This window comes from Pseudomonas sp. 20-5 (assembly GCF_056782835.1).
In genome coordinates this window covers 2,864,506-2,867,466 of the sequence record NZ_CM165584.1, presented here as the reverse complement: position 1 = coordinate 2,867,466, position 2,961 = coordinate 2,864,506, and the positions used below count along the sequence as shown (strand labels likewise).

4 protein-coding genes are annotated in these 2,961 nt (G+C 66.3%); all 4 read left to right on the top strand.

What is annotated here, in order from left to right; genetic code table 11:
- Nucleotides 1-317 precede the first annotated feature (317 nt).
- Genes AC1RB9_RS13365 through AC1RB9_RS13350 form a run of 4 tightly spaced genes read left to right on the top strand, consistent with a single transcriptional unit; the run spans nucleotide 318 to nucleotide 2,948 of the window.
- Nucleotides 318-1,529, top strand: coding sequence for a PepSY-associated TM helix domain-containing protein (locus tag AC1RB9_RS13365; RefSeq protein WP_003122362.1), 1,212 nt, complete (start codon nucleotides 318-320; stop codon nucleotides 1,527-1,529).
- The gene (locus AC1RB9_RS13360) at nucleotides 1,526-2,065 is read left to right on the top strand and encodes a hypothetical protein (protein WP_003089621.1); all 540 of its coding nucleotides are present in this window, start codon (nucleotides 1,526-1,528) and stop codon (nucleotides 2,063-2,065) included. The genes AC1RB9_RS13365 and AC1RB9_RS13360 overlap by 4 nt, the downstream gene beginning before the upstream one ends.
- On the top strand, nucleotides 2,062-2,391 hold the full coding sequence (locus tag AC1RB9_RS13355; protein ID WP_003089624.1) for a hypothetical protein: 330 nt from the start codon (nucleotides 2,062-2,064) through the stop codon (nucleotides 2,389-2,391). The genes AC1RB9_RS13360 and AC1RB9_RS13355 overlap by 4 nt, the downstream gene beginning before the upstream one ends.
- Nucleotides 2,388-2,948, top strand: a complete 561-nt coding sequence (locus AC1RB9_RS13350) for a DUF6162 family protein (protein ID WP_003451061.1) — start codon at nucleotides 2,388-2,390, stop codon at nucleotides 2,946-2,948. The genes AC1RB9_RS13355 and AC1RB9_RS13350 overlap by 4 nt, the downstream gene beginning before the upstream one ends.
- Nucleotides 2,949-2,961 lie beyond the last annotated feature (13 nt).

Genomic DNA, 2,961 nt, shown 5'->3' with positions numbered 1-2,961 from the left:
CGGTCTTCTTCCGTGCACATGGGCAACGAGCGCGGGGCTCGGTCATTCATGTGAAACGGACGACACATCGTGAAAATTAACCGGACAGCGACTTCCGGTCGCACCTTGGCCGATCGGTTTTTTGCATAGCCATCAGGCGCTTAGGCAAATGACGAAGAAATCCCTCGCGAGGAGCACGAAAGCTTTTGCGAAACATTTGCTTTCATCTTCCCTTTCAGGTTCTGCGCGGCTCATTCGTCCTATATGGATGAACGGGGCGTATCCAGTCTCCGCAACCCATGGTCGGTGCCCACGACCCCTAACCTACCGTTAGCCTCATGTCGAAAAAGTCCCGCTCCAGACTCTGGTTCCTCGTCCACAGCTGGCTGGCCCTGCCCATCTGGTTCTTCGTCCTGATCGTCTGCCTCACCGGCACCCTGGCGGTGGTCAGCCAGGAGATCGTCTGGCTGGCCAACCCGGAAATCCGTGCCAGCAAGCCAAGCGACTCCGCCGAACCGCTGAGCTACAGCCAAGTCCTCGCCAGCATCAATCAGGCCCGGCCCGAGCTGAAGGTCGAATCGATCGAACGCCCCGACGAGTCCCACTTCGCCCTGACCGTGGATGTCAGCCATCCCGACGGCAGCAGCGCTGCGCTCTACGTGAATCCCTACACAGGTGCCATCCAGGGCAAGAGCCCTCACTTCGATTTCCGCCAGTTCACCCGCGCCCTGCACGGCTGGTGGCTGATGCCGTTCGATAACGGCTACAGCTGGGGCTGGTACCTGGTCTCGCTACTCGGACTGCCGATGTTGGCCTCGCTGGTCACCGGTCTGGTGGTCTATAAACGATTCTGGAAGGGTTTCTTCAGACCACGCCTGCGCATCAGCCAGGGCGCGCGCATCTTCTGGGGGGATTTCCACCGCCTGAGCGGCATCTGGTCGATCTGGTTCATCGCCGTGATCTCCATCACCGGCACCTGGTTCCTGATCCAGGCGATCCTCGCCGACAATCACATCACTCTCTCCAGCGAAGGCCCGCCGCCGGTCATCGCCCGCAGCGAGGTGCCGCTCTCGCCTTCCGGCCAGCCGGCTGTGCAGATCGACCTCGACGAGGCCGTGCGCATCGCCACTCGGGACATTTCCGGCTTGGAAGCCAGCGGGCTGTTCCTCCCAGGCAACGCCTACAGCCCGCTCTATGTCTATGGCCGCGGCTGGTACCCGCTGATGTACCAGTCGGCAGCGATCAATCCCTACAACGGCAGGATCGAGTCTTCCCGCCTGCTCGGCGACCGCACCCCGCTGGAGTTCGTCACCGAATCCATGCGCCCCCTGCACACCGGCGATTTCGGCGGCATCTGGGTCAAGCTGATCTGGTTCGTCTTCGGCCTGCTGCTGAGCATGATGGTGCTCAGCGGCCTGCTGATCTGGAGCAAGCGCACCGCACAGGCCACCGCCGCGCTGGTCAAGCGCGGCAAGCGCCCGGCACGCCAGCCGAAACCGGCCAAGCCGGCGCCGGTAATGGCCAACCAGACCGCGGAGGGACAGCCATGAGCAAGGCCGCCGTTGCCCAGCCCGTTTCGCCGCTGCGCCAGTTCTGGCTGCGCTGGCGTTTCCACCTGAATGTTCTGCTGATCCTGATCCCGCTCGGTTTCATGCCGCGTTATTTCGCCGACGTCGCACTGTTCCGCGGCACCAGCGGCCTCGGCGAACGAGAGGCGGGCGAGATCCAGGTCGGCCCCTGGAGCCTGCGCCTGGCGGAAATGCGTATCGAACCGCCGCACGACGAAGGCCCCGCCGGCTTCATGAAGGACTTCAATGCCGCCCTCTGCCAGGCCTGCATTCCCCAGGTCAAGGCGACCTACCTGCGCATCGGCAAGCCGCGCAGCCTGCGTGCCGCCGGGGTGATCTTCTTCGGCAGCCCCTACCGCATGGGCACCAGCGTGCCGATCCCGCCGCGCACCCGGCCCGACGCCGAGCTGTGGATCACCATGGAAGGTTGGGACGGCTCCATGCACCAGGCTTCCATTCCCCTGGCCGAGGCATCCCCCGCCACCGTGGCCTGGCTGAACAAACGAGGTAAGCAATGAGCATCCACACCCGCCCCTGGCGCCTGCCCCTGGCCGCCCTGTTGCTCGGCCTGAGCGGCGCGGCCCTGGCGCACAACCCGATCTGCGAATGCGAGGAAGTGCAGGCCGGCGAGATCCGCTGCAAGGGCGGCTTCTCCGACGGCAGCGGCGCCCCCGGCGTAACCCTCGACGTGATCGGCTACGACGAGCAGATCCTGGTTCCCGGCAAGCTCGGCGCCGACTCGACCCTGACCTTCAAGCGTCCCGACGGCGAGTTCTACGTGCTGTTCGACGCCGGCCCCGGCCACGTGGTGGAAATCGACCACGCCGACATCGCCGCGCCATGAGCGTCGAAACCGTCCGCCCGGCCGGCGCCGGCCACGAGACCCTCTACGTACTGCTCGGCAGTGTGCTGATCCTGGCCCTCGCCGCCACGGTGGTCGGGCTGCGCCAGCAGTCCCATGAAGCGCAAGCCCTGGACGCCCACCAGGTGGACGCCCGGCTCGACCTGAATGCCGCCGAACAGGGCATCTACGCCGACCTGCAGGTCGCCGCCGAAGACATCCAGGCGCGCCTGGACGACGGCGAAGCCGCGCCTTCCGTCGACGAACTGGCCGCCGAGGGCTTCCCGCCCTTCGTCGCCGACGTCGCCGCGAGCAGCCGCGGCGAGCACCGCTGGAGCTACAGCGAAACCGCCGGGCGTCCGAGCTACCTGGGCGTCAGCGGCAAGCCCGGGGTGGCCGGCTCGTTTCTCCTGCTGCTCGGCCCCGCCGAAGTCTGGCTGAAGCCCGCCGCGGCCGCTGCCGGCGCCGTACCGGGCGACGCCCTCGCCCTGGCTGACGCCGGCTGGCGCCAGGTGGTCAGCCGCTTCGACGCCGGCGTGACCCGTCAGCACCGCCATTGATCGCACATCGACT

Bases quoted from the DNA above. Each gene is read 5' to 3' on its own strand.
- AC1RB9_RS13365 (WP_003122362.1), top strand. From the start codon at position 318: ATGTCGAAAAAGTCCCGCTCCAGACTCTGGTTCCTCGTCCACAGCTGG.
- AC1RB9_RS13360 (WP_003089621.1), top strand. From the start codon at position 1,526: ATGAGCAAGGCCGCCGTTGCCCAGCCCGTTTCGCCGCTGCGCCAGTTC.
- AC1RB9_RS13355 (WP_003089624.1), top strand. From the start codon at position 2,062: ATGAGCATCCACACCCGCCCCTGGCGCCTGCCCCTGGCCGCCCTGTTG.
- AC1RB9_RS13350 (WP_003451061.1), top strand. From the start codon at position 2,388: ATGAGCGTCGAAACCGTCCGCCCGGCCGGCGCCGGCCACGAGACCCTC.